Source organism: Roseibium aggregatum IAM 12614 (genome assembly GCF_000168975.1).
GTDB classification, from domain to species: domain Bacteria; phylum Pseudomonadota; class Alphaproteobacteria; order Rhizobiales; family Stappiaceae; genus Roseibium; species Roseibium aggregatum.
Genome location: NZ_AAUW01000010.1, coordinates 140919 through 164330 on the forward strand (window position 1 = coordinate 140919; position 23412 = coordinate 164330).

A 23412-nucleotide genomic window follows, 5' to 3' on the forward strand; every position below is an offset into this window, starting at 1 on the left:
AACGGCTTAGCCGAGGGCTTCCAGGATAGCGGCAGCGCCTGATTTAACGGCTTCGCCCGGGGCGTCTTCAATGGCCATGAAGGTCACGACCCCGTCTTTTGCAATCAGCGCAAAACGCTGCGAGCGCAGGTGGCCGAAGATTGGTGCCGGGCCGAGGCCGAGACCAGCAGCTTCCACGAAAGCGGCGCCCGTGTCGGACAGGAAGGTGATGCTGTCACCGGCATTGGAGGCCTTCTTCCAGGCGTCCATGACGAAGACGTCGTTGACGGACAGGACCGCGATGGTATCGACGCCCTTGTTCTTCAGCGTTTCCGCATGCTCGATGAACCCGGGCAGATGGTTCATGTGGCAAGTCGGGGTGAAGGCGCCGGGCACACCGAAAAGAACAACGGTCTTGCCGGACGTCAGCTCGCCGGTCGACATTTCGCCGGGGCCGTCCGCGGTCATGATGTTGAACGTTGCTTCAGGAAGACGATCCCCAACAGAAAGTGTCATAGTGAATATCCCTTGATTGAGTGGCTGCAGCGACACGGCAGCCCCGCGACACAGATAGGGCGTGTTGGACCATCCGTCGAGGGAGGTTGTGCCAAAAGCGGTTCGGTGGCGCCGCTGGCACAACGGATATTCAAGGGGTCACACCTTATTTCAGCCAGGCCGGATCGATTGCAAAGAGCTGCTCGATCGCGCGTCCGTCGGCAGAAAGGACAAGGCGCAAGTCGGTGTCGGTTTCCGTCGTTTTCATGCCTTTGAGCGGCAGGCGCCAGACAGGACCTTGACTGCTTTGACCCGTGGGTTTCGGCAGACCGATGTAGGAACCTTCGGGGGCTGCCGCAAAAAGATCGGGCGAAGTGCCTTCAGGTGCCTGAACCTCGATGTCCAGCGCATCTCCGGTGGCCGATAGCGTTACGGTCTTGATCTGAAGATCTTCCGAAGGACCGACGTCCGGCACGGCGTCAAGGTCGCGCGCAATCAGCGTCTGGGCAAGGCTGTCAGTCTGGTCATCTGGAACCAGATCCAGCGTCAGGGAGGCGTCGCCGGGAACACAGATCTCGTTGCAGATGCCGAAAAAGACATCCAGCGACAGCGTCATCGGTTGGTCAACGGTCTCCGGCTGGATCCGTAGCGGCAGAACAATGCCGTTGTGATAGACGATCGATTCCGAAAAACCGTCGTCATAACGCTCCGGAACGGGAAAGAGCACTTCCATGGACTTGAGGTTCGCGCTTGCCGAAGTGTCGATCAGAGGCGGAATTCCGGCTTCCCCCGGATAGCGCCAATAGGTGTGCCAGCCTGGTTCGAGCATGAACTCCAGCCCGGCTTCATAGTGGCCATCCTTCAAGGGACCGGATGCGATCAGCCTGACGGCCCCTCCCTGAACTTCCGTCCAGCCTGTCATGGCGGCATGGGCGGGCGGGGCAAGGACTGCAAGAGCGACTGCGAAAGCGACGACAGAGCGTTTCATGCCTTCTCTGCTACACGAGTTTCGGGCAAGCGTCATCGGTCAGACTGGCCAATTCAGGTCATATCCTTGTGACGGTTAAGTGAGCTGGACGCGATCCGGCGGGCACAAACAGACATTAACAAAGCTCCTCAAAGGGTCTATGCTTTTTGCAGGGCTAAGAGCGTCAACAGAAAACGAGGTATGCATGGCCGGAGCCGCAGCAACAGAATCCCTTGAAGGTCAGTTTCTGATTGCGATGCCGGGCATGTCAGACAGCCGGTTCGAACATTCCGTGATTTATCTGTGCTCCCATTCCGACCAGGGGGCCATGGGCATTGTGGTGAACCAGGTGGCCCGTCACCTGTCCCTGGAAGAGCTTCTCATCCAGCTTGATATCGTCAACGATGACAGCGCCATCCGCCTGCCGCCAAAGGTGCGTGACATGAGCGTGCACAAGGGTGGGCCGGTCGAGGTCGAACGTGGCTTTGTGCTGCATAGCGACGATTTCATGCTGAACCAGTCGACCCTGGCCATCGACAACGGCATTTGCCTGACGGCAACGCTGGAGATCCTGCGGGCGCTCGCGCAAGGTGAAGGTCCGGCCCAGGCGATGCTGGCCCTCGGCTATGCCGGCTGGGCGCCGGGGCAGCTTGAAAACGAAATTCAGGCCAATGGCTGGCTGACGGCGCCGGCCGATCCGGACATCCTGTTCGACCGGGCCTCCGACAAGAAATGGCATCGCGCGCTTGCCAGCATGGGGATCGACCCTGCCATGCTCTATGGCGATGCCGGGCACGCCTGAGCGCGCCAGCCTTATGAACGGTTTCGGGAAACTTGTCTCTCCACGGTCATCATTTTAACCAAAAGCGACTTGCGCTTGAATGTTATGGCGCGTAAGTCGCATCAATGGCATGGTTTGTTTCAAATCTACCGGAATTCAAGTAGGCTGATCTTTCTCGCATCAGAGGTCTGGCAAACAGGCAGGGGACGCGGGCGTCCCGCGACAAACAAAAGCAAGAGGAACGTTGCGCGGTGAAATACATCAGTACGCGTGGTGAAGCACCAGTTCTGGAATTTTCCGATGTCCTGCTCCAGGGGCTCGCACGCGACGGCGGACTTTACTTACCCGAAACCTGGCCGCAATTTGATGCCGACACCATCGCATCCTTCGCTGGAAAGCCGTATCAGGATGTTGCCTTTCAGGTGATTTCGCCTTTTGTCGGCGGCGCCATTCCCGAAGACGATCTGAAGTCCATGATTGCAGAAGCCTATGACGGCTTCCGCCACCCGGCCGTTACGCCGCTTGTCCAGACAGCCCCCAACACCTTCATCCTGGAACTGTTCCATGGCCCGACGCTGGCGTTCAAGGACGTCGCGATGCAGTTGCTCGGCCGGATGATGGATTATGTCCTGAGCGAACGTGACCTGCGGGCGACCATCGTCGGCGCGACATCCGGCGACACCGGCGGCGCAGCCATCGAAGCCTTCCGCGGGCGCGAGCGCACCGATATCTTCATCCTGTTCCCCGACGGGCGCATTTCCAACGTGCAGCGTCGGCAGATGACGACGCCGGCGGAAGAGAATGTCCATGCCCTGGCTCTGACTGGCAACTTCGACGATTGCCAGGCGATCCTGAAAGGCATGTTCAACCACTTTTCGTTCCGCGACAGGGTTGCCCTGTCCGGTGTCAATTCGATCAACTGGGCGCGTATTCTGGCGCAGATCGTCTATTACTTCGTCGCAGGCGCAGCCCTCGGCGCTCCGCATCGGAAGATCTCCTTCACGGTGCCGACCGGCAACTTCGGCGATATTTTCGCCGGCTATGCCGCCATGAAGATGGGGCTTCCCGTCGAAAAGCTGGTGGTGGCAACCAATGTCAACGACATCCTGGCACGGACACTCGAAACCGGGCGCTACGAAAAGCGCGGCGTGACGCCGACCATTTCTCCGTCCATGGACATCCAGGTATCGTCCAATTTCGAGCGGCTGCTGGCCGAGGTCTGCGGCCGTGATGGCGGCACTGTCCGCCGCATGATGAACCAGTTGAGCCAGTCCGGCAGTTTCGAGATCGAGGAAGGCCCGCTTCGCGAGATGCGTGCGGTCTTCGGAGCCGGGCGCTGCAACGAGGACGAAACGGAGGCGACCATCGCCGAGACATGGAACGAGGCCGGCTATCTTCTGGACCCGCACACGGCAATCGGCGTCCATGTGGCGAAAGACCATGATAACGGCGAGGCACCGATGGTGGTGCTGGGCACGGCCCATCCGGCCAAATTCCCGGATGCGGTGGAAAAGGCTTCAGGAAACCGGCCGGAGTTGCCGGAAAACCTGAAGGACATGATGACTGCGGAGGAGCGCCAGCAGGTTCTGGCGGCGGAACAGGGCGTGGTGGAGAAATACATCGAAGATCACGCCCGGGCCGTTACTGCTGGGGTGTGAGCATATGAAAGTACAAACAACAATCCTCGACAACGGGATGACGGTCGTCACCGACCAGATGCCTCATTTGAAGACGGCGGCTCTCGGCGTGTGGGTACGAACGGGATCCCGCGCGGAGACCGTGCACCAGAACGGGATTACCCATCTTCTTGAGCATATGGCCTTCAAGGGCACCAAGACCCGCACAGCTCGAGGTATTGCCGAGGAAATCGAGGCCGTTGGCGGTGAGCTGAACGCCTCCACCAGCATCGAACACACCAATTACTACGCGCGTATCCTGGCCGAGGACACACCGCTTGCGGTCGATATCCTCGCCGACATCCTGCAGAATTCCACATTCGATGCCCAGGAACTGACGCGCGAGCAGCATGTGATCCTGCAGGAAATCGGCGCTGCCAACGATTCTCCCGACGATCAGGCATTCGACCTGTTCCAGGAAACCGCCTGGCCGGAGCAGGCCATCGGGCGGCCGATCCTCGGAACGCCGGAAACGGTGCAGGGGTTCAACCGGGATGCTCTGAACGCCTATCTCGCAGACCGCTACCGGGCACCCGACATGGTTCTGGCCGCGGCCGGGGCTGTCGAGCACGAGGCGCTTGTGGCTCTTGCTCGCGAAAAATTCGGCGGGTTCAATTCCGAACCGGCTGCGCCGGAATCGGAAGCGCGGTACCGGGGTGGGGAAACCCTTCGGCCGAAAGAGCTGATGGAAGCTCAGGTTCTGATCGGTTTTGAAGGCCAGCCCTATAAATCCGCGGACTATTACGCCATCCAGATCCTCGCCTCCGTTCTGGGCGGGGGCATGTCGTCGCGCCTGTTTCAGGAAATCCGCGAGAAGCACGGCCTTTGCTACGCCATCTACAGCTTCCACTGGGCGTTCTCCGATACCGGCTTGTTCGGTCTGCATGCGGCCACCAGCCAGGAAGATCTCGCGGCACTGATGCCAATGATCGTGGAAGAGCTTATTGCTGCCACGCAGACGATCACCGACGAGGAAGTTGCCCGGTCCAGGGCACAGATCCGCGCCGGCCTGATGATGGCGCTGGAAAGCCCGGCAGCACGGGCCGGTCAGATTGCCCGCCAGATCCTCGTGCACAACCGTGTGCTCGATCCGGACGAGATTTCCTCGAAGATCGAAGCCGTGACGGCCGCCGATATCCGCAGGGTCGCCCACCAGACCTTCGTCGGCACGGTGCCGACACTGACGGCGATCGGGCCGGTGGACGGCATCATGACTGCGGACGAACTCGCCGGACGGCTTCAGCAGAGCCCGATCCTGCGGGCAGCGTCCATGTAAGGCTGGCAGAACAAGGCGGAGTGTGGGGCATGGCGCTTTTACGGCCGGGAGCATCACCTGACGCCGAGCTGCTGATCGAGGCGGGAGGCTATTACCTTCGCCCGCCGATCATGTACGATTTCAAGCCCTGGGCTGAACTACGCGGTGAAAGCCGGGCCTTCCTGAAGCCCTGGGAACCGCTCTGGCCTTCCGACGATCTGACCCGCACCGGGTTTCGCCGCCGCTTGCGCCGCTATTCGAAGGACCGCAAGGAAGGCCGAAGCCTGTCCTTTCTTCTCTTCCGTGCGCGCACCAACGAGATCCTCGGCGGTCTGACCCTCAGCAATATCCGCAGAGGTGTCAGCCAGACTGCAACACTTGGCTACTGGATGGGAGAACGACACGCGGGAAAAGGACATATGTCCTCGGCTGTCGCCATGATCTTGCCGTTTTGTTTCGACGTTTTGAACCTTCATCGTATTGAAGCGGCCTGTCTGCCAACGAACATGCCGTCCATCCGTCTGCTCGAAAATGCCGGGTTCCACCGGGAAGGATACGCACGCAACTATCTGTTAATTAACGGGACCTGGCAGGATCATCTGCTGTTTGCCTGTTTGGCGGAAGACCATGCGTTACGACCTGAAAAGGTGGCTCCGAGCGTCGAGGGAATCTTGAAAGAATTCTTGTGACATGCGCTACAACCCGGTACTTCTTCGCCCCATGTCGATTGTGATACCGGATCCGATAAGAAGCGTGTTCAGAAACCTTGTCATTGCTCTGGCGTTGTTTGCAACGTTGCTTGGCAGCCTGCCGGCACGGGCGCTGGAGCCGATTCCTGTTCCGATCGATGTCGAAGCGCTGGATATCACCAATTCCGTCGACCTGCATCGCGAGGCCGGTACCCGCCTGCAGGTGTCGACCGCACCGGGTGCGGACGGCATCGTGCGCCGCATCGAGGTTCCATCGCGTGAAGGCACCAACACCAACTGGGCGGTTTTCGCGCTGGCAAACACCAGCGATGAACAGATCGATCGCCTGATCGTTGCCCCCAACTACAAGCTGGTCGGCTCCGACCTGTTCTGGCCGGACCTCGGCTCCTCGCGCATTCTGGCGATCACGCCGAGCCAGGGTATCGCCCCGGAACGTCAGAAAAGTCTTGAAGCCGATGTCTTCCTGGTCACGCTCGACCCGGGCTCCATCGTCACTTTCGTCGCGGAAATGACGACGCCGAACCTGCCGGAAATCCGGATCTGGGAACCGGACGTCTACGAGGAAACCGTCAACGCGTACACGCTTTATCGCGGCATCATTCTGGGCATTTCCGGGCTGCTGGCCCTGTTCCTCACCATCCTGTTCGTGGTCAAGGGCACGGTCATGTTCCCGGCCACTGCAGCGCTTGCCTGGTCGGTTCTGGCCTATCTGTGCATTGATTTCGGCTTCTGGGGCATGGTGTTCAATCTGGAAGGAGGCGGCAGCCAGCTTGCGCGTGCCTGTGCCGAGGTCATGCTCGCGGCCAGTTTGATCATCTTTCTCTACGCCTATCTCAATCTCAACCGCTGGAACATTCACTACTCGCATCTGGCACTGACGACGCTGATCCTGATCCTGGGTCTGCTGGGCGTCGCCGTCTGGGACCCGTCGATTGCAGCCGGTATTGCCCGTTTGGCGCTGGCCGTTATCGGCATACTCGGCTTCGTCACCATCGCCGTGCTTGCCTTCCAGCATTACGACCGCGCCATTCTGCTGATCCCGACCTGGTGCCTGCTGATGGCCTGGCTGGTCGGGGCGGCGATGACCGTAACCGGATATCTGTCCAACGACATCGTCCAGCCTGCCCTTGGAGGCGGTCTCGTCCTCATCGTGCTGCTGATCGGCTTCACGGTGATGCAGCATGCCTTTGCCGGCGGTGCGATCGCGCAAGGTCTCATTTCCGATGTCGAACGCAAGGCCCTGGCCTTGACTGGTGCCGGTGACATCATCTGGGACTGGGACATTGACCGCGACCGCATCTACACGGGCAACGAGGTGGAAGACCTGCTCAACCTGAAGCGGGGCACCCTGGAGGGGCCTGCGCGCGACTGGCTGGATATTCTTCATCCGCAGGATCGTGACCGGTTCCGAGCAACGCTGGACGCGGTCATCGATCAGCGCCGCGGCAAGGTCACGCAAACCTTCCGGCTACGCTCAGAAGACGGCCATTTCCGCTGGTTCCGCCTGCGCGCCCGCCCGATTATCGGCTCCGATGGTGAGGTGATCCGCTGCGTGGGCACGTTGCTGGACGTGACCGAGGAGCGCACGGCGGAAGAACGTCTTCTGCACGATGCCGTCCACGACAATCTGACCGGCCTGCCGAACCGGGAGCTCTTCGTTGACCGTTTGCGCACCAGCGTCATCCGGTCGAGGGCAGAGGAAACCACCAAGCCGACCTTGCTCGTGCTCAATCTGGACCGGTTCAAGCAGGTCAACGACAGCATCGGTCTGTCCGCCGGTGACAGCATTCTGCTGACAGTTGCCCGCCGGCTTGGTCGCCTGATCGGTCAGCAGGATACGCTCGGCCGCCTGTCCGGCGACCAGTACGGCCTTGTCCTTCTGTCCGAACAGGAGCCCGACCGGATCGTCGCGCTGGCGGATTCGCTGCGCAAGGCCGTCCGTGCTCCGATCACCTTCGGCGACCGGGAAATTTTCCTGACCTGCTCCGTCGGCATTGCCTTCTTCGAAGGCGGCAAACAGGCGGTGGAAGATATGGTCACCAATGCGGAGATCGCACTCAATCACGCCAAGCGTCTGGGTGGTGACCGCCAGGAAGTGTTCCGTCCGATCCTGCGTCCGCTCGACAAGAACATCGTCGACCTGGAAGCCGATCTGCGTGAAGCGATCAAGAAGGAAACGCTCGGCGTCTATTTCCAGCCGATCATCCGGCTGGAAGACCAGTCCGTGGCCGGTTTCGAAGTGCTGGCGCGCTGGAACCACGCCAAGCGCGGCAAGATTTCGCCCTCGGAGTTCATTCCGGTCGCCGAGCAGTCCGGTCTCATCAACGAACTGGGCATCTACATGCTCGACAAGGGCGCGCAGCAGCTGGCGTTCTGGCAACGCGAGTTCCCGTTGCCGCAGCCGCTGTTTGCGTCGGTCAATCTTTCCTCGCGCCAACTGTTGAAGCAGGACCTGATCAACGATGTGAAAGCGGTTCTGTCGCGAACCTCTCTCACTCCGGGCACCTTGAAACTGGAGCTGACGGAATCGCTCGTCATGTCCAATCCGGAATATTCCGCCAAGGTTCTGGAGCGCCTTCGCGGGCTCGGTGCGGGTCTGTCCCTGGACGACTTCGGCACAGGGCACTCCTCGCTGTCCTACCTGCAGCGGTTCCCCTTCGACACGATCAAGATCGACCAGTCCTTCGTCAAACCGAACGGCTCGTCCGCGCGGCCGGTGCTGCTCAGGACCATTGTCGCCATGGGCCACGATCTCGGCATGTCGGTCGTTGCCGAAGGGGCGGAGAGCGAGAATGACGCGCTGGAACTCTACCAACTCGGCTGCGAATTCGCTCAGGGCTTCTATTTCGGCGAGGCCGTCACGGCGGCGGAGGCGACCAAGATCCTGCGCAAGATGCCGGCCCAAGCCGAAACGGCTTGATATTGGCCGGCGTCTGTCGCGTCGATTAATCTTGCTTCAGCGGTTCTGGCATCAGCTTCCCATCCACTTCGTCATGCCATGGCTCGACCATGGCATCCATGCCGCTCGCCATCCTGTCGGAAAGACTTCGGGTGGGGCGAGGAAACGGAATGGATTGCAGGGTCGAGCCCTGCAATGACGGGGAATGGAAATGGCTGAGGTGACGAAAGGAACGTAGCGCGAGTTGCGTTCTTCTGGCGCGCCACTCAGTCTTCGACAAAACACAAAGCCCCTATCGAGACACTGAGCCCCTCGACACACCCTCCGTCATGCCATGGCTCGACCATGGCATCCATGCCGCTCACCATCCTGTCGCAAGGACTTCGGGTGGGTCGAGGAAACGGAATGGATTGCAGGGTCAAGCCCTGCAATGACGGGGAATGGAAAGGGCTGCGGCGACAAAAGGTGCGTAGTGCGTGTTGCGTTCTTCTGGCGTGCGATTCAGTCTTCGACAACACGCAAAGCCCCTATCGAGACACTGAGCCCCTCGACACACCCACCGTCATGCCATGGCCCGACCATGGCATCCATGCCGCTCGTTCTCCTGTCGCAAAGACTTCTGGTGGGGCGAGGAAACGGAATGGATTGCAGGGTCGAGTCCTGCAATGACGGGGAATGGAAAGGGCTGCGGCGACAAAAGGTGCGTAGTGCGTGTTGCGTTCTTCTGGCGTGCGATTCAGTCTTCGACAACACGCAAAGCCCCTATCGAGACACTGAGCCCCTCGACACTTTCTCCGTCCTGCCATGGCTCGACCATGGCATCCATGCCGCTCACCATCCTGTCGCAAGGACTTCGGGTAGGGCGAGGAAACGGAATGGATTGCAGGGTCGAGCCCTGCAATGACAGAGGGAGATGTGTGATCGGGAGTGTGAGAGGTGAGGGGACGTTGTTGCGCGGTTTCCGCGTCAGGGTGCCAGGACAGGAACTGTCTTGTCCGTCTGCCGGATTTCCAGTGGCGTCGCGCCGAAAGGATCGCCGTCCACCTGCGCGGCGACGGCGCCTGTTGCCAGAATGGATGCGGATGTGAATGGGCGGACCAGGGCACCCTTGGCCTTGTGAATGCGACCCATCAGGAGGGCGATGCCGTAGCAGAAGGACGACCAGGGGTCGTCTCTTTCCAGAACCAGCATATGCAGGCCCGGATCGGTCGCTCCACCGGGACAGATGACGAAGGGGCCACCGTAGTGGCGGGCGTTGCTGGCAACGGCGAGTTTGCCGGTCACTTCTTCTCCATCAAGGATGACCTTCAGCGAAGCACTCTTGCGTTTGAAGCCGGTGCGCAGGGCCGTGATGACGTAGGCGAGCTTGCCAAGACGCCGCTTCAGGGACAGCGGCACGGCGTGAACGACTTCGGCATCAAAACCGGCGGACGCCATCAGCACGAAAGGCCTGCCGTTGGCGAGCCCATAATGCAGTTGTCTGGTCTTGCCGCGCCGGATCAAGGCCGCGATCGCCTTTGCAGTGCGCGGCAGGCCGAGTTCCAGTGCCAGCACGTTGGCGGTGCCAAAGGGGATAATGCCCAAGTGGGGCGGGGCGGGGTGGTTCTGAAACCCGGTCAGCGCCTCGTTGACGGAACCATCGCCTCCGGCGACCACAAGCGTTTGCACGGGCAATGAGGGATCAGAGCAGATGTCGCCGATTTCACCGGCGTGACGGGTCAGCCGGATTTCGGTCTTGCAGCCGAGGTCTTCCAGTCGGTTGCGCACGTCATCCAGGAGCTCGGCGTTGTAACCACCCGAGGTCGGGTTGGCAACGATCAGCACCTTTCCGGCCATATCCGGAACCATTGTGCGCACTGCCGCTGCGCCGGACCACGAGAAAAGTCTCACTCAAAATCCTCTGCTCATCAGACAGGATTCGTTTTTTCGCCGTTCTTATACGGGGCCATTCCGCCGCGCGCCAGTTCATCGGCGCGTTCATTGTCCGGATGGCCTGCATGTCCCTTGACCCAGTGCCAGGTAACGTCGTGACGTTCCTTCGCTGCGTCAAGGGCTTGCCAGAGATCCGCATTTTTCACCGGTTTGTTGGCAGCCGTGCGCCAGTTTTTGCGCTTCCAGCCGTACATCCATTCCTTGATGCCGCTGCGCACATAGGTGCTGTCGGTATAAAGGTCGACCGCGCACGGGCGCTTGAGGGCATTCAGCGCCTCGATGGCAGCCATCAGTTCCATACGATTGTTGGTGGTTTCCGCTTCGCCGCCGCAAAGCTCTTTCTCGTGCTCCCCGAACCGCAGGATCACCCCCCAGCCGCCTGGGCCCGGATTACCCGAGCAGGCGCCATCCGTATAGATCGTGACCCGATTGGTATTTTCCGTCATCGCTCCAACCCATAGGCTTCGGCGGAAGAAATGCTCTGATGAAAGCGAAGCTTCTTCAGGTATTCCAGCGGGTCCTTCGGCGTCACCAGCGCCCCTTCCGGAACGCTCAGCCAGTCGTAAAGCCGCGTCAGCAGGAAGCGCAGCGCAGCACCCCGGCAAAGCGTTGGCAAGGCATCATACTCGGCCTCGCTCAACGGCCGGACAGTGGCATAGCCCTTGAGCAGCGCCTTCGCCTTGGTAACGTTGAACGACATGTCCTGTTCGAAGCACCAGGCGTTGAGGCAGATGGCAACGTCATAGGCAAAGGCGTCGTTGCAGGCGAAATAGAAATCGATCAGCCCGGACAGCTCGTTGCCGAGAAAGAACACATTGTCCGGAAACAGATCCGCATGGATCACGCCGCCCGGAAGGTCGTTCGGCCAGACTTTTTCAAGGTGATCGAGTTCACGCGCGATCTCGCCGCCAAGGCCCGGGTGAACAGTATCGCTGCGTTCCCCGCATTGATCGAACAGGGGCCGCCAGCCGCTGACGTCGAGCGCGTTCTTGCGGAAGCCCTCGTAGTCAGCGCCGTCCAGATGCAGCTCGGCCATGGCTTTGCCAAGTTCGGCGCAATGATCGACCCTGGGCCGTTTGACCCACATGCCGTCCAGAAAGGTAACGAGCGCCGCCGGCCTGCCGGCGAGCGTGCCCAGAAGCTTGCCGTCCCTGGAGGGAACGGGCGTCGGGCAGGACAGGCCCTTTGCGGCCAGATGCTGCAGAAGGTTCAGAAAATAGGGCAGGTCATCCGGGTTCACGCGCTTTTCGTAAAGCGTCAGAATGTAGGACGCCTTGTCCGTGTGGACCAGGAAGTTGCTGTTCTCGACGCCCTCGGCGATGCCCTTGAAGGACAGCAGGCGTCCGACGTCATAGCTGCCGATGAAGTCGTTCAGTTCCTCATCGGTCACTTCGGTATAAACAGCCATGGGGTTATCCGGCGGCGGCCTGGGAGGCGTCGATCATGTCGCGCAGCTCCCGCGGCAGGTTGAAGGAAATCGTTTCTTCGGCGGTGCGAACCGTCTCGACCTTGACGTCGAACCGGTCGGCGAAGGCCGCGATGATTTCCTCTACCAGAGTCTCGGGGGCCGATGCACCCGCCGTCAGACCCAGCGACGAGATTCCTTCGAAATCCAGCCAGTCAATGTCGGTTGCGCGCTGTATCAGCACTGCCGTCCTGCAGCCGGCCCGTTCCGCAACCTCGCGCAGGCGCTGGGAGTTTGACGAATTCGGAGCGCCGACAACGATCATCGCATCAACCTTGGGCGCCACATGCTTGACCGCTTCCTGCCGGTTGGTGGTGGCGTAGCAGATGTCTTCCTTGTGAGGAGCGACAATCTGCGGGAACCTTTCCTGCAACACCGCCACGATGCCGGCCGTGTCGTCCACGGACAAGGTGGTCTGGGTAATGTAGGCAAGAGGGCGGTCGGTCTTCGGCGTGAAGGCGCGTGCGTCGTCCTCGGTCTCTATCAGGCTGACGGTGCCTTCCGGCAACTGGCCCATGGTGCCGATCACTTCGGGATGGCCCGCATGACCGATGAGCAGAATTTCCCGATCCCGCCGGAAGTGGATTTCCGCTTCCTTGTGGACCTTGGAAACCAGCGGGCAGGTGGCATCAAGATAGAACATCTTGCGGCTCTGGGCATCTTCCGGCACGGATTTCGGCACACCATGCGCCGAGAAGATCACCGGCCTGTCGGTGTGTCCGGCCGGAATTTCCTCCAGCTCTTCCACGAAGACAGCGCCCATGGCCTTCAGCCCGTCGACGACGAACTTGTTGTGCACGATCTCGTGACGGACGTAGACCGGGCTGCCATATTTCTCCAGCGCAAGTTCCACGATCTGGATCGCGCGGTCGACGCCGGCGCAAAACCCGCGGGGTGCGCACAGGTGAATGGCAAGCGGTGTTTTTTCCTGTCTGCTCTCGGTCATCATGCTCTTTCGAGGAACGTTTCTGCGCGCAATAAGGGCTTGCTGCCCGGCTGTGTCAAGGGATGTGCGGCAAGCTGAACCAATTCAGCCACAATGAGCTGCTTCAAGGTTTGCGTTTGACAAGCCTCGCCAAGCAATTCTTCACCTGCTATGAAGCTCCGCCGACAAGTGTTGCATTTTATGGAATGAAGATGATCAGTGCGATTCACGCCGTCTCCGGCAAGACCCTGAAGACAATTCTGGCCGTGGGCCTGTCCGCCGCGGCTCTGGCGGGGTGCATGAGTGCCGCCGACGGTGTCGCAGGCAAGGTGATTTCCGGTGGTCAGAAGCCGATCGAGATTTCGCCCGATACCTTTGCACCGCCCGTTCCCTGTCCTGCGTTGCAGCTTCAATCCAACACCTATCTGATACGCAAATATGTTCGCGGCAAGGATGATGACCCGCAAGGCCTGCTCTATCAGGCGACCGTGAAGGACTGGGCCAACACCTGCACACAGCAGCCCGACGGCAGCCGCCGCATGAAGCTGGGCCTGTCCGGCGATGTGACGTCCGGCCCTGCCTGGAAGGGTGGTGAAGTGGTCCTGCCGATCCGGGTCGCGATTGTGCCCGGCGGCAGCGGAGCCAAGCCGATCAGTTCCGAGATCCTGAAAATTCCGGTCACGCTCGGCGCGAATTCCCCCAGCGAAACCTGGACGCTGATCGAAGAGAAATTCACCATACCGGCAGGTGCGGAAGCCAAGGTGATCTTCGGATTCGACGAAGGGCGCCGCCGGTAAGGCAGCATTCGCACGTAATTTGCCGATTTCCGATGCTTGATCTGGTCCTTGCCGGAACGTTTGAAACCGGCGGGCTGCCGCTCGTGCGTGGCCTTTGGGACGGTGCCTAAAATTTGCACCGGCAAAATTGCGGGCGCCGCATGTCGCATATTGACAAGACTATGTCTGCCTCGCACAATCCCGCCCCAATCGGGGTCGTCCCCCGGTTGGCGTGGTAACACGTCAATGTTTATGCGGGAGAGGCCGGGTGAAAGGATCCTGGCGCCGAAGGAGCAACCGCCCCGGAAACTCTCAGGCAGAAGGACCGCATGAACTGCAACGCTCTGGAAAGCAGTGCTCCGCAACTGGGTTTGCGGACTGCTCACCGAAGGAGTAACCGGAAGGCACCGACGGTGCCGGTCGGGAAATCTCTCAGGTACTCGGACAGAGGGGGTGCAGACGGATCAGGACCCGCACGGGCCGATTCGGGACTGCGCAACCCCGAATACGAGGACCGTTCATGGCGGAAACCGTTGCAGACGAAGATCTGAAACAAACGCCTCTTCACGACCTTCATGTGGAACTGGGTGCACGCATGGTGCCGTTTGCCGGCTATTCCATGCCCGTGCAGTACAAGGCCGGTATCATGGCCGAGCACCAGCAGACGCGCACGAAGGCCGGCCTTTTCGATGTTTCCCACATGGGCCAGGCCCTGTTGATCGGTCCCGATCACGAAACGACGGCCCGGGCGCTGGAAGCGCTGACCCCGTCCAATTTCGTCGAACTCGGCCATGGCCGTCAGCGCTACACGGTGCTGCTCAACGACGAGGGCGGCATCATCGACGATCTCATGGTCACCCGCCCGCTGTCTGAAGACGAAGACGGCAAGCTGATGCTGGTGGTCAATGCTTCCCGCAAGGATGTCGACTACGCACATCTGCGCGAGAGACTGCCTGACAACGTAACCCTTGAAGTGATCGAGGACCGCGCGCTGATTGCGGTTCAGGGTCCGGAGGCTGTTGCAGCTGTTGCCGCGCACGCACCGCAGGCGGCAGACCTCGGCTTCATGGCCGCAGCACCAATGGAATTTGACGGGATCGACTGTCACGTTGCCCGTGCCGGCTACACCGGCGAGGACGGCGTCGAGATGTCCGTGCCTGCAGGTGCCGCGGAAGCCATTGCCCGCGCGCTGCTGGCCGATGACAGGGTCGAACCGATCGGCCTTGGCGCGCGCGACAGCCTGCGTATGGAAGCCGGGCTTTGCCTTTACGGCCACGACATCGATGAGATGACGTCGCCGGTCGAAGGCGCGATCACCTTCTGCATGCAGAAACGCCGCCGCGAAGAAGGTGGCTTTCCGGGCGCTGAACGCATTCAGGGCGAACTTGAAAACGGACCGGGCCGTATCCGCGTCGGCCTGCGCCTTGACGGCAAGGCCCCCGCGCGGGAAGGGGCCGAGATCGCTCAGCCCGGCGGGCCGGTGATCGGCATCGTGACATCCGGCGGCTTTGCGCCCACCGTGGGCGCACCGATTGCCATGGGCTATGTGCCGTCGGAACATTCCGAAATCGGTACGCCCCTTGAATTGATCGTCAGAGGCAAGCGCCTGCCCGCCACCGTTGCGGACATGCCGTTTGTTCCGAACCGGTATTACCGCAAACCCAAAGCATGACACTTTCCAGATAACGGACGCACACTATGACCACCTATTATTCCAAAGACCACGAGTGGATTGCCGTTGACGGCGACACCGCCACCATTGGCATCACGTCTTACGCGCAGGAACAGCTCGGAGATGTCGTGTATGTGGAGCTGCCGGAAGCCGGCAAGGCGCTGTCACAGGGCGATGAAGCCGCTGTTGTCGAATCTGTCAAGGCAGCCAGCGAAGTCTACGCGCCGATCGACGGCGAAGTGGTTGAAGCCAACAATGCACTTGTAGACGAACCGGCCAAAGTCAACGAAGATCCGGAAGGTGCCGCCTGGTTCATCAAGATGACCGTCGGCAATTCGGATCAGCTGTCCGACCTCATGGACGAGGCAGCCTACAAGGCGTACGTGGAGACGTTGTAATTCATGGCAGGGCACTACTACACGGCACAGGTGGAATGGGCATGCGACGGCGACTACACCGCAAACGCTTATTCCAGAGGGCATATCTGGCGTTTTGACGGCGGCCTGGAGGTTCCGGCAAGCGCATCGCCCACGGTGGTACCCCTGCCATACTCCATTGAAGCCGCCGTCGATCCGGAAGAGGCTTTCGTCGCCGCTATCTCGTCCTGCCACATGATGTCCTTTCTGGATCTGGCCCGCCGGGCGAACTTCGTTGTCGCCAGCTACAGCGACCGTGCCCAGGGCCAGATGAGCCGTGTGGCGCGGGGCAAGATGGCGATCACGAAAGTGGTTTTGCGGCCAGCAATCACGCTGGTCGCAAAGGAAAATCCGGACCCGACCTGGCTGACGGATCTGCATGAAAAGGCGCATGACGTCTGTTTCATCGCCAACTCCGTGAATTGCGAGATCGTTGTGGAGCCCGAACCGCTCCGCCTCGTCGCACCGTGAATGTGCGGGATCGGCCGCACGCTGTCGCGGCCGGTTCCATGCTCTGGATGGTAACCAATACTCCTCTCCGTCCTCCCGGACGGCGCCTCCGCGCCGACCCGGGATCGGGGAGCCCGTATCCGGGAGCTTGCCGGCTCTCCGGTCCGGGGTCGCATTCCCTTCGCCCGGGATGACGAACTGAGAGCGTGGTTGTGCCGGTCCGTTTTTAGATCAAACCCTTGGGAGCTGCCTGATGCGCTACCTGCCTTTGAACGATACCGACCGCAGCGACATGCTCGCGCGGGTCGGCGTCAAATCCGTCGACGAACTCTTTGCGGATATTCCCGAAGACGTTCGCATGAAAGGTCTGCTCGACCTTCCCAAACGTGCCAGCGAAATGGAAGTGGAGCGCAAGCTCACGGCCATGGCCTCCAAAAACACGGCCGCCGGTTCCGTACCGTTCTTCGTAGGGGCCGGTGCCTACAAGCACCATGTGCCGGCAACGGTCGATCACCTGATCCAGCGGTCGGAGTTCCTGACCTCCTATACGCCCTATCAGCCGGAAATCACGCAGGGTACGTTGCAGTACCTGTTCGAGTTCCAGTCCCAGGTCGCGCGGCTGACCGCCATGGATGTTGCCAACGCGTCCATGTATGACGGCTCCACCGGCACCGGTGAAGCCGTGCTGATGGCGCACCGGGTCACCAAGCGCAACAAGGCCGTGCTTTCCGGCGGTCTGCATCCGCAGTACCGCGAAGTCGTCGAAGGCCTGTCCAACATGGCTGGCGACCGGGTTGTCAGCCTGCCGGCAGACCCGACGGGCACCGAAGACATCCTGTCCCAGATCGATGACGAGACGTCCTGTGTTGTCGTCCAGTCACCGTCGTTCTATGGTCAGTTGATCGACCTGAAGCCGATTGCCGAAAAGGCACACCAGCACAAGGCGCTGCTGATCGCGGTCTTTACCGAAGTGGTGTCGCTCGGCCTGATCGAACCGCCGGGAACACAAGGCGCGGATATCGTGGTTGGTGAAGGTCAGTCCATCGGCAACGGCCTCAATTTCGGCGGGCCGTATGTGGGCCTCTTCGCCACCCGTCAGCAATATGTCCGCCAGATGCCGGGCCGGCTCTGCGGTGAGACGGTGGACGCGGAAGGCAAGCGTGGTTTCGTGCTGACGCTGTCCACCCGCGAGCAGCATATCCGCCGCGACAAGGCAACGTCGAACATCTGCACGAACTCGGGCCTCTGCTGCCTTGCCTTCACCATTCACATGTCGCTGCTTGGGCAGGCCGGGCTGACCAAGCTCGCCCGCATCAACCACGGCAATGCGGTGAAGCTGAAGAAGCTGCTTGCCGGCGTGCATGGTGTCGAAGTGCTGAACTCTGTCTATTTCAACGAGTTCACCATTGCCCTGCCGAAAGTGGCGGAAGACGTGGTCGAGCAACTGGCCGAGCGCGGCATTCTCGCTGGCCTGCCGGTTTCACGACTGGAGCCGGGCAACAAGGATCTCGCAAACCTGCTGGTCGTCGCATCGACCGAAGTCAACACGGATGAAGACCGCGCGGCCTTTGCGGACGCGCTGAAGGAGGTGCTGGCATGAGCATGAACACGCAAGGCCGCCCGACAGCCGCGGGCGACGTCGGGGAGAGCTTCCGCCCGAAGACCTTCACCGGCAACCGGGGTCTCGACATGGAGGAGCCGCTGATCTTCGAATTCGGCTCTCTGGAAACCACTGGCGTCGACCTGGATGAGGACGAAAGCGCCGAGTTCGAGCTTGGCAGCTTCAAGCGTACCGCCGAGATCGGCCTGCCGGGTCTCGCCGAACCGGAAGCCATGCGCCATTACGTGCGTCTGTCGCGGAACAACTACGCCATCGACAGCGGCCTTTACCCGCTCGGCTCGTGCACCATGAAGCACAATCCGCGTCTCAACGAGAAAATGGCCCGCTTGCCGGGCTTCGCAGACATCCACCCGCTGCAGCCAGTCTCCTCCGTGCCGGGCGCGCTGGAACTGATCGATGCGCTTGCCCACTGGCTGATGGTGTCGACCAACACCTCCGCTGTCGCGATGAGCCCGAAGGCCGGTGCCCACGGCGAACTGTGCGGCATGATGGCGATCAAGGCGGCCCACACGGCAGCCGGCCGCGATCCGAAGATCGTGCTGGTGCCGGAAAGTGCCCATGGCACCAACCCGGCAACGGCAGCCCTCCTAGGCTACAAGGTCGTCAACATCGATGCCAAGGATGACGGCACCGTCGATCTGGAGGCCCTGAAAAAGACCATTGCCGAACACGAAGGCAACATCGCCGGCATCATGCTGACCAACCCGAACACCTGCGGGCTGTTCGAGCGGGAAGTGAAGCAGATCGCCGATCTGATTCACAAGGCGGATGCCTATTTCTACTGCGATGGCGCCAACTTCAACGCCATCGTCGGCAAGGCTCGCCCGGGGGATCTCGGCGTCGACGCCATGCACATCAACCTGCACAAGACCTTCTCGACGCCTCATGGCGGCGGTGGTCCGGGTTCCGGTCCGGTGGTCCTGTCCGAGCGCCTGGCGCCCTTTGCGCCGCTGCCGTTCATCCGCAAGACGGACAAGGGCCTTGAGCTGGTCGAGACCGAAGCCGCCACCAAGGACAGCGAGCAGCCGTTTGGCCGCATGACTGCCTTCCACGGCCAGATGGGCATGTACGTGCGGGCCCTGTCCTACATGATGAGCCATGGCTCCGACGGTTTGCGGCAGGCGTCTGAAGATGCGGTCTTGAACGCGAACTATGTCCGCGTCGGCCTGCAGGACCTGATGAGCCTGCCCTTCGGCGAGCGTCCGTGCATGCACGAAGTGCTGTTCGACGACAGCTTCCTGAAGGACACTGGTGTCACCACGCTCGACTTCGCCAAGGCGATGATCGACGAGGGCTATCACCCGATGACCATGTACTTCCCGCTGGTGGTCCATGGTGCGATGCTGATCGAGCCGACGGAATCGGAAAGCCGGGCCGCGCTTGACCTCTTCATCGCCACCATGCGTGATCTGGTGATGAGTGCAAAACGCGGTGAAACGGAACGCTTCTCCGGCGCGCCGTATCTCGCTCCGCGCCGCCGTCTGGACGAAACGGGCGCCGCCCGCAAGCCGGTCCTGAAGTGGACCGAGCCTGCTCCGGCCGAAGTGACCCCGGCCGCCGCGGAGTAACGCTTCGCACGATCCGCAAGAGTTTGAAAACCCCGGCCTCGGCCGGGGTTTTTGTTTTTCGAACCGTCGGTGCGTCATCCCGGCTCGCCGTCTGCTTGACTGCGATAGCAAAGACTGGATTTTCGCGTCGCTTCTTGCAAAGACACGGCTGCGGTTTGTCCCTTCACCTGGAAGTGTCCGGCGCTTTTGCCAAATGCACTAGCGCCATATTCGCATTCGACAACTCAAAACCATGTTGACAATATTAATGTCAAAATGACATAAAAATTGTCAAATGAGGTGCCCATGAAGAAGTCCGTCGAGCTTTACGAAATCATTCGCCTGATACGTCCCGTACACCGCCGGCTCGCACGGGCGGTGGAGGCCAAGCTGGAGGGAACCGGCGTGACCGTGGGTATGCGAGCGGTCATGGAAGTGCTGGAGGAGGCCGGGCCGATGGCGGTACCCGAGACCGGCCGGGCGTTGTTTCTTGCCCGCCAGCAGATCCAGCTCCTGATGAACGCCCTGGAAGAGCAGGGGCTGGTTGAACGCAGGGCCAATCCGGCGCACAAGCGATCACCGCTATTTGCGCTCACCGAAGCGGGGCACGACCGGTTTGGCGAAATCCGGTCGCGGGAGACCGACGAGATCGAAAAGGTCTGCGAGCTCTTCTCGGACGACGATCTGTGCTCCACGCAGCGGGTGCTGTGTACCATGCTTGATCATTTTGCCGCTTTCGAGGACGACCCGGACCAGCCCATGGGGCTGGAATAACTTGAAAACAGGAGAGGTCACATGACCGGTATCTGGATTGCAGTCGGGCTCTGCGCTGCGAGCGGGCTTGCCTATATCGTTTATTGCCTGAAGCGTCTGGGGACGCCGACAAAGGGCAAGAGGATCGACAGGGCAATGCGGCCGGTCACCGCCCTTGTGGTGATTGACGTGCAGGAGGATTTCACCCGCAACACCGGCAAACATGCCTTCGATCCAGGCGAGAGAGAGGCGGCACTGGCTGAAATCAACCGGCAGGTGGAAGCGCATCGGGTGGCGGGGCATCAGGTGGTTTTCATCAAGAACGTCTTCCGGGACTGGCCGGTGATCGCTGCGATGAAGATGGCCGCGGACGGCATCGGCACACCCGGTCGCGACGGGCTGAAACTCGACCGGACGCTTGATGTAGGCAACGCCGCCGTCTTCGAAAAATCGATCGGGGACAGCTTCTCCAGTCCGCAATTTGAAGCCTGGCTGGAAGAAAAACGCGTCGGCAAGCTGGTTCTGGTCGGTCTTGATGCCTGCCACTGCGTGCAGTTGACCGCAAAGGGAGCCCTGGCCCGGGGCTATGAAGTTGAAATCAGGGATCCGGCGACCCTGACCACGCGGCCGGACAAGTGGGCGGAGCTGAAAGGCGAGTTGAGCCATCTTGGAGCCGCCTTCGCCTGATGCGGGCGCAGCCGGGTTTGGCTTCGGCTGCGCCGCAAGCTCCTATTGTGCGGCCTGGAGTGCCTGCTCCCGGCTGCGCAGATCAAGCAGATGGGACATCCAGCTGCCGCGCTTTTGCAAAAAGGCGGTCAGGAGCGCGGGATAGTCCTCCGAGACGGCTTTCCGGACAGAAGGTCTTGCCGCGAGGCTGTCACGCCACGCCGTGACCCGGTCGAGGGCGTCAAAAGTTCCAAGGTCTGCAAAACCGTCAAAGACATCGAAATAGCGGAACACAGGCGCAAAAGCTGCGTCGACCAGCGAAAAGGAGGACCCGGCAAAGAAGGGGCCAGCCGGATCAAGGGCGTTTTCCAGATGTCGGAACTTTGCGCGCAAGGCTTCGCCGGCAGCATAAAAGCCGGTGTCGTCCCTGGCGTTGTAGAGCGTGCCGATGCCGTTCAGGATCTGCGAGGCAAATTCGATATAGGCCCGGTGCCGGGCGCGTTCCACCGGGTCTGCCGGGTGCAATCGGCTCCCCTCGGTCTCGTCCAGGAACTCGACGATCGGAGCGGATTCGAAGAGATAGCGGTCGCCGTCCAGTTTCAGCAGTGGCACCTTGCCAAGCGGGGAAGCCGTGCGGAACCAGTCCGGTTTGTCGGCAAGGTCGATCATGACCCGGTCAAACGGCACATTCTTTTCATCAAGGACAATCGCTGCGCGCTGCACGTAAGGGCAAAGCGCGTGGCTGATCAGGGTAAGCTTGTCTGGCATCTGAAAACTCCTTTTTCATGCACTTGCATTAAGATGAATGCACTTGCATTAAAAATCAAGATTGATGCACTTGCATAAATTTTCTATTTCTCCCTCATGAGCAAGAGCACCCCAACTCCGTCTGCCGCCATCGATGCCTGGGCCCGTTTGCAGCGGGCGAGCGGTGCTGTCCTGGCTCGCGTCGAGACGCGCCTCAAGACGGATGGGTTTCCACCGCTTGGCTGGTACGATGTGTTGCTGGAGCTGAGCCGTGCCGAGGACAGGACACTGCGTCCGGTTGAAATCGAAAAGCGGATGCTGCTGGCGCAATACAACGTCTCGCGGCTGCTCGACCGCCTCGCGGCGGCCGGTTACATCGAAAAGCTGAAGAGCCCGGAGGACGGCCGCGGCGTGTCAGTACGCCTTACATCCGAGGGCGAAGCGCTTTTGAAGGCCATGTGGCCGTGTTACCAGGCTGCAGTGGAGGCCGAATTTACAAACCTTCTGGAGCCGGGAGACGCCGAAACGCTCTGGAATGTGCTGGGCAGGCTTGTGCGGTGACATCTGTTCCCGGGGAGTGAACACACTGTTTCCCCATGGCAGACCAAAACATGCGTATAAGGTCCGCAAATACCCTAGGGTGTGGACCCATACATGAAGACGAAATGGCATGAGAAATGGTGAAGCCGCGTTAGAAGGATGCGCGGAGCGGGCTTTGTGCCCGGTCAAGCAGGCTGACGACACGCGGTGAAGCCATTTTCATGTCCTTCGGATTTGACCGGATTGGTCCTCCTCGGCGTTGCGGAAGCTTGAAAATGAGCCACATTTCCTGCGCTTCCGCGCCTTGACGAAGACCAATCCGCCTCAAACCATTTCATCTTCATTTATGTGACCACACCCTAACCAACCGGACCCTGAGGCCCATGACCAAAACAACCAATCTGGATGAACGGACCGGACTTCCGCAGGAATGGCTGTTCCTTCTGAAAGAGCATCCGCGTGAAGATTGGCCGGGGCACCGCAATCTCGGCCCATTGACCGAATTCTGGCTCGCCCGGCACAATGGCTTCCGTCAGCTTGGCGGCGATCTGAACAAGATCCTGACCGACTTTCGCGAACAGAAGATCCCGGTAAACCGATTCGGCAACCTGTTTGCGCCGCGCCTGCAGCAGTTCCTCAGCGAATTGCATCACCACCACATGATCGAGGATCACCACTATTTCCCGGTTTTCATGGAAGCGGAAAAGCGCCTTGTGGATGGATTCGAGCTGCTGGAAGGCGATCATGAGCTGATCCATCATCGCATTGAATCGGTCATCAAGAGCGCCAACAAGCTGTTCGGGCAACTGCAGACGAAAGACCGCGATGCCATCCGACGCGCAGCCGACAGTTTCGCCGGTGTCAGCGACACGCTGATCTCCGGGCTGATGCGCCATCTGGATGACGAGGAAGACCTGATCGTGCCGGTGATACTGGATCGCGGCGAACGGAAGCTGGGACTGTCCTGACACGCCCGTGTCTGCGGGTTTGCCTCCGATCGCACAAGGCGATACCGGGTTTGCTACCCGCTGGGCGGTGATGAGGCTTTCCGGTTACATCCGGCCCGGCCAGTGTCCTTACGAACACAACAGGCTTGACTCTTTTCCCGCTCTCGCGCATTTAAACTGGCATGACCAAGAC

Annotated in this window: 22 protein-coding genes and 1 riboswitch; of the genes, 15 read left to right on the forward strand and 7 right to left on the reverse strand. The window is 60.6% G+C overall.

Annotation, left to right across the window (positions count from 1 at the left end):
• Nucleotides 1-6: 6 nt before the first annotated feature.
• Nucleotides 7-495, reverse strand: coding sequence for a peroxiredoxin (locus SIAM614_RS15055; RefSeq protein WP_006935709.1), 489 nt, complete (start codon nucleotides 493-495; stop codon nucleotides 7-9).
• A 145-nt stretch (nucleotides 496-640) separates the two neighbouring features.
• On the reverse strand, nucleotides 641-1462 hold the full coding sequence (locus SIAM614_RS15060; protein WP_006935710.1) for a protein-disulfide reductase DsbD domain-containing protein: 822 nt from the start codon (nucleotides 1460-1462) through the stop codon (nucleotides 641-643).
• 184 nt (nucleotides 1463-1646) lie between these two features.
• Between SIAM614_RS15060 and SIAM614_RS15065 the strand changes: the two genes are divergently transcribed.
• The 5 genes from SIAM614_RS15065 to SIAM614_RS15085 all read left to right on the forward strand — a co-directional run bounded on the left by SIAM614_RS15065 (nucleotide 1647) and on the right by SIAM614_RS15085 (nucleotide 8783).
• Nucleotides 1647-2243 carry a YqgE/AlgH family protein gene (locus SIAM614_RS15065; protein WP_006935711.1) on the forward strand — a complete coding sequence of 199 codons (597 nt, stop codon included), beginning with the start codon at nucleotides 1647-1649 and terminating at the stop codon, nucleotides 2241-2243.
• A gap of 230 nt (nucleotides 2244-2473) precedes the next feature.
• Nucleotides 2474-3880, forward strand: a complete 1407-nt coding sequence (thrC, locus tag SIAM614_RS15070) for a threonine synthase (protein WP_006935712.1) — start codon at nucleotides 2474-2476, stop codon at nucleotides 3878-3880.
• 4 nt (nucleotides 3881-3884) lie between these two features.
• The gene (locus tag SIAM614_RS15075) at nucleotides 3885-5174 is read left to right on the forward strand and encodes a M16 family metallopeptidase (protein ID WP_040440330.1); all 1290 of its coding nucleotides are present in this window, start codon (nucleotides 3885-3887) and stop codon (nucleotides 5172-5174) included.
• 29 nt (nucleotides 5175-5203) lie between these two features.
• The gene (locus SIAM614_RS15080; protein WP_006935714.1) at nucleotides 5204-5842 is read left to right on the forward strand and encodes a GNAT family N-acetyltransferase; all 639 of its coding nucleotides are present in this window, start codon (nucleotides 5204-5206) and stop codon (nucleotides 5840-5842) included.
• A 31-nt stretch (nucleotides 5843-5873) separates the two neighbouring features.
• On the forward strand, nucleotides 5874-8783 hold the full coding sequence (locus tag SIAM614_RS15085; RefSeq protein WP_006935715.1) for an EAL domain-containing protein: 2910 nt from the start codon (nucleotides 5874-5876) through the stop codon (nucleotides 8781-8783).
• Nucleotides 8784-9728: 945 nt separating this feature from the next.
• Here SIAM614_RS15085 and SIAM614_RS15090 read toward each other — a convergent pair.
• Genes SIAM614_RS15090 through ispH form a run of 4 tightly spaced genes read right to left on the reverse strand, consistent with a single transcriptional unit; the run spans nucleotide 9729 to nucleotide 13108 of the window.
• Nucleotides 9729-10652 (reverse strand): diacylglycerol/lipid kinase family protein, encoded by a 924-nt coding sequence (locus tag SIAM614_RS15090; protein WP_208984000.1) that lies wholly within the window; start codon nucleotides 10650-10652, stop codon nucleotides 9729-9731.
• 17 nt (nucleotides 10653-10669) lie between these two features.
• On the reverse strand, nucleotides 10670-11140 hold the full coding sequence (gene rnhA, locus SIAM614_RS15095) for a ribonuclease HI (protein ID WP_006935719.1): 471 nt from the start codon (nucleotides 11138-11140) through the stop codon (nucleotides 10670-10672).
• Nucleotides 11137-12102 (reverse strand): homoserine kinase, encoded by a 966-nt coding sequence (thrB, locus tag SIAM614_RS15100; protein WP_006935720.1) that lies wholly within the window; start codon nucleotides 12100-12102, stop codon nucleotides 11137-11139. The genes rnhA and thrB overlap by 4 nt, the downstream gene beginning before the upstream one ends.
• 4 nt (nucleotides 12103-12106) lie before the next feature.
• Nucleotides 12107-13108: a 4-hydroxy-3-methylbut-2-enyl diphosphate reductase gene (ispH, locus tag SIAM614_RS15105; protein ID WP_006935721.1), complete on the reverse strand. Its 1002-nt coding sequence runs from the start codon at nucleotides 13106-13108 to the stop codon at nucleotides 12107-12109.
• 188 nt (nucleotides 13109-13296) lie between these two features.
• Between ispH and SIAM614_RS15110 the strand changes: the two genes are divergently transcribed.
• The 8 genes from SIAM614_RS15110 to SIAM614_RS15145 all read left to right on the forward strand — a co-directional run bounded on the left by SIAM614_RS15110 (nucleotide 13297) and on the right by SIAM614_RS15145 (nucleotide 21006).
• Nucleotides 13297-13881 (forward strand): hypothetical protein, encoded by a 585-nt coding sequence (locus tag SIAM614_RS15110; RefSeq protein ID WP_040440379.1) that lies wholly within the window; start codon nucleotides 13297-13299, stop codon nucleotides 13879-13881.
• Nucleotides 13882-14105: 224 nt separating this feature from the next.
• A riboswitch (glycine riboswitch) is annotated at nucleotides 14106-14198 on the forward strand.
• Nucleotides 14199-14380: 182 nt separating this feature from the next.
• Nucleotides 14381-15532, forward strand: coding sequence for a glycine cleavage system aminomethyltransferase GcvT (gcvT, locus tag SIAM614_RS15115; RefSeq protein ID WP_006935727.1), 1152 nt, complete (start codon nucleotides 14381-14383; stop codon nucleotides 15530-15532).
• Between the two features lie 26 nt (nucleotides 15533-15558).
• Entirely contained in the window at nucleotides 15559-15930 is a 372-nt protein-coding gene (gene gcvH / locus SIAM614_RS15120) for a glycine cleavage system protein GcvH (protein ID WP_006935728.1), read from the forward strand.
• A 3-nt stretch (nucleotides 15931-15933) separates the two neighbouring features.
• Nucleotides 15934-16419: an OsmC family protein gene (locus SIAM614_RS15125; RefSeq protein WP_040440334.1), complete on the forward strand. Its 486-nt coding sequence runs from the start codon at nucleotides 15934-15936 to the stop codon at nucleotides 16417-16419.
• A 232-nt stretch (nucleotides 16420-16651) separates the two neighbouring features.
• The gene (gcvPA, locus tag SIAM614_RS15130; RefSeq protein ID WP_006935730.1) at nucleotides 16652-17998 is read left to right on the forward strand and encodes an aminomethyl-transferring glycine dehydrogenase subunit GcvPA; all 1347 of its coding nucleotides are present in this window, start codon (nucleotides 16652-16654) and stop codon (nucleotides 17996-17998) included.
• Nucleotides 17995-19587 carry an aminomethyl-transferring glycine dehydrogenase subunit GcvPB gene (gcvPB, locus tag SIAM614_RS15135; RefSeq protein ID WP_006935731.1) on the forward strand — a complete coding sequence of 531 codons (1593 nt, stop codon included), beginning with the start codon at nucleotides 17995-17997 and terminating at the stop codon, nucleotides 19585-19587. The genes gcvPA and gcvPB overlap by 4 nt, the downstream gene beginning before the upstream one ends.
• Before the next feature lie 285 nt (nucleotides 19588-19872).
• Nucleotides 19873-20340 carry a MarR family winged helix-turn-helix transcriptional regulator gene (locus tag SIAM614_RS15140; protein WP_006935733.1) on the forward strand — a complete coding sequence of 156 codons (468 nt, stop codon included), beginning with the start codon at nucleotides 19873-19875 and terminating at the stop codon, nucleotides 20338-20340.
• A gap of 21 nt (nucleotides 20341-20361) precedes the next feature.
• Nucleotides 20362-21006 carry a cysteine hydrolase family protein gene (locus SIAM614_RS15145; RefSeq protein ID WP_006935736.1) on the forward strand — a complete coding sequence of 215 codons (645 nt, stop codon included), beginning with the start codon at nucleotides 20362-20364 and terminating at the stop codon, nucleotides 21004-21006.
• Nucleotides 21007-21048: 42 nt separating this feature from the next.
• Here the strand turns inward: SIAM614_RS15145 and SIAM614_RS15150 are convergent, their stop codons facing one another.
• Nucleotides 21049-21753: a glutathione S-transferase family protein gene (locus SIAM614_RS15150; RefSeq protein ID WP_006935737.1), complete on the reverse strand. Its 705-nt coding sequence runs from the start codon at nucleotides 21751-21753 to the stop codon at nucleotides 21049-21051.
• 96 nt (nucleotides 21754-21849) lie between these two features.
• On the opposite strand from SIAM614_RS15150, the gene SIAM614_RS15155 reads away from it, so the two are divergent.
• Both SIAM614_RS15155 and SIAM614_RS15160 read left to right on the forward strand, forming a co-directional pair.
• A complete protein-coding gene (locus SIAM614_RS15155; protein ID WP_006935738.1) occupies nucleotides 21850-22293 on the forward strand; it encodes a MarR family winged helix-turn-helix transcriptional regulator in 444 nt (147 codons plus the stop codon).
• 362 nt (nucleotides 22294-22655) lie between these two features.
• Nucleotides 22656-23240 carry a hemerythrin domain-containing protein gene (locus tag SIAM614_RS15160; protein ID WP_006935739.1) on the forward strand — a complete coding sequence of 195 codons (585 nt, stop codon included), beginning with the start codon at nucleotides 22656-22658 and terminating at the stop codon, nucleotides 23238-23240.
• The last annotated feature ends 172 nt before the right edge of the window (nucleotides 23241-23412 follow it).

Bases quoted from the DNA above. Each gene is read 5' to 3' on its own strand.
- SIAM614_RS15055 (WP_006935709.1), bottom strand. From the start codon at position 495: ATGACACTTTCTGTTGGGGATCGTCTTCCTGAAGCAACGTTCAACATC.
- SIAM614_RS15060 (WP_006935710.1), bottom strand. From the start codon at position 1,462: ATGAAACGCTCTGTCGTCGCTTTCGCAGTCGCTCTTGCAGTCCTTGCC.
- SIAM614_RS15065 (WP_006935711.1), top strand. From the start codon at position 1,647: ATGGCCGGAGCCGCAGCAACAGAATCCCTTGAAGGTCAGTTTCTGATT.
- SIAM614_RS15075 (WP_040440330.1), top strand. From the start codon at position 3,885: ATGAAAGTACAAACAACAATCCTCGACAACGGGATGACGGTCGTCACC.
- SIAM614_RS15080 (WP_006935714.1), top strand. From the start codon at position 5,204: ATGGCGCTTTTACGGCCGGGAGCATCACCTGACGCCGAGCTGCTGATC.
- SIAM614_RS15085 (WP_006935715.1), top strand. From the start codon at position 5,874: ATGTCGATTGTGATACCGGATCCGATAAGAAGCGTGTTCAGAAACCTT.
- rnhA (WP_006935719.1), bottom strand. From the start codon at position 11,140: ATGACGGAAAATACCAATCGGGTCACGATCTATACGGATGGCGCCTGC.
- thrB (WP_006935720.1), bottom strand. From the start codon at position 12,102: ATGGCTGTTTATACCGAAGTGACCGATGAGGAACTGAACGACTTCATC.
- ispH (WP_006935721.1), bottom strand. From the start codon at position 13,108: ATGATGACCGAGAGCAGACAGGAAAAAACACCGCTTGCCATTCACCTG.
- SIAM614_RS15110 (WP_040440379.1), top strand. From the start codon at position 13,297: ATGATCAGTGCGATTCACGCCGTCTCCGGCAAGACCCTGAAGACAATT.
- gcvT (WP_006935727.1), top strand. From the start codon at position 14,381: ATGGCGGAAACCGTTGCAGACGAAGATCTGAAACAAACGCCTCTTCAC.
- gcvH (WP_006935728.1), top strand. From the start codon at position 15,559: ATGACCACCTATTATTCCAAAGACCACGAGTGGATTGCCGTTGACGGC.
- SIAM614_RS15125 (WP_040440334.1), top strand. From the start codon at position 15,934: ATGGCAGGGCACTACTACACGGCACAGGTGGAATGGGCATGCGACGGC.
- gcvPA (WP_006935730.1), top strand. From the start codon at position 16,652: ATGCGCTACCTGCCTTTGAACGATACCGACCGCAGCGACATGCTCGCG.
- gcvPB (WP_006935731.1), top strand. From the start codon at position 17,995: ATGAGCATGAACACGCAAGGCCGCCCGACAGCCGCGGGCGACGTCGGG.
- SIAM614_RS15140 (WP_006935733.1), top strand. From the start codon at position 19,873: ATGAAGAAGTCCGTCGAGCTTTACGAAATCATTCGCCTGATACGTCCC.
- SIAM614_RS15145 (WP_006935736.1), top strand. From the start codon at position 20,362: ATGACCGGTATCTGGATTGCAGTCGGGCTCTGCGCTGCGAGCGGGCTT.
- SIAM614_RS15150 (WP_006935737.1), bottom strand. From the start codon at position 21,753: ATGCCAGACAAGCTTACCCTGATCAGCCACGCGCTTTGCCCTTACGTG.
- SIAM614_RS15155 (WP_006935738.1), top strand. From the start codon at position 21,850: ATGAGCAAGAGCACCCCAACTCCGTCTGCCGCCATCGATGCCTGGGCC.
- SIAM614_RS15160 (WP_006935739.1), top strand. From the start codon at position 22,656: ATGACCAAAACAACCAATCTGGATGAACGGACCGGACTTCCGCAGGAA.